A 1,150-nucleotide genomic window follows, 5' to 3' on the forward strand; every position below is an offset into this window, starting at 1 on the left:
CCGGCCCCCGGGCGGGGGGGCGCGCGCCCCGGGGGGCGGCCGCCTTGGGGCGGCGGGGCGGCGTGGGGGCCGCCGCCGTCGCAGACCGCGGTAACGACGACGATGCGCTGCGGAAGGCGCTGAGATGCCCGCCCGTCTCTCGATCATCATCCCGGTCTACCGCGAAGCCGCCAATGTCGCGCCGTTGGTGGAGCGGCTGGATGCCGCGCTGGCGGGCATCCCGTGGGAAGCCGTCTTCGTGGACGATGACAGCCCCGACGGCACCACCGCCGAGGTCCGGGCGATCGCCGCGCGCGATCCGCGCATCCGCTGCATCCGCCGCGTCGGGCGGCGCGGCCTGGCTTCCGCCAGCATCGAGGGGATGCTCTCCGTCTCCGCGCCTTTCGTCGCCGTGATGGATGGCGACCTGCAGCACGACGAGACGATCCTGCCGGCCATGCTGCGCGCCGTGGAGCAGGGGGCCGACATCGCCGTCGGCTCGCGCCATGCCGCCGGCGGCGCGGCGTCGGGCGGCTTCTCCGCGGCGCGCGGCGCGCTGTCGGATGCCGGGACGCGGCTGGCGCAGGCGCTGCTGCCGGTGCCCGTCGCGGACCCGATGAGCGGCTTCTTCCTGCTGCGACGCGACCTGGTCGAGCAGGCGGCGCCGCGCCTGACCGGGCGCGGCTTCAAGATCCTGCTCGACCTGCTGCTGACCGGGCCCACGGGCGTGCAGGTGGGGGAGGTGCCCTACAGCTTCCGCGCGCGGGCGCATGGCGATTCGAAGCTCGACGCCACGGTGCTGCTGGAATTCGCGGGGCTGCTGCTGGACAAGATGACCGGCGGCATCGTGCCGCTGCGCTTCGTCGCCTTCGCCGCCGTCGGCGCCTTCGGCGTCCTGGTCCATATGGCGGTGCTGGCGATGCTGGGGCGGGCCGGGGCCGCCGTCGGTCCGTCGCAATGGGCCGCGACGCTGGTCGCGATGACGGCGAATTTCGCGCTGAACAACCGCATCACCTATCGCGACGCGCGGCTGCGCGGCGCGGCGCTGTGGCGCGGGCTGGCGCTGTTCTACCTGGTCTGCGGCGTCGGCGCGGCGGCCAATGTCGGCATCGCGAACCTGCTGGTCCGCGCCGGGGCGCGGGGCGGGGGGCGGGCCGGCGCCGCGGGCGCG

General features: G+C 75.7%; 1 protein-coding gene. It reads left to right on the top strand.

The window, feature by feature from the left end; translation table 11 throughout:
* Nucleotides 1–124: 124 nt before the first annotated feature.
* Nucleotides 125–1,150, top strand: a 1,026-nt coding sequence (locus AC1MIR_RS04075) for a glycosyltransferase (protein WP_480026898.1), incomplete at its 3' end; no start/stop codon positions are given.

It is taken from the genome of Falsiroseomonas sp. RANM36, assembly GCF_056682175.1.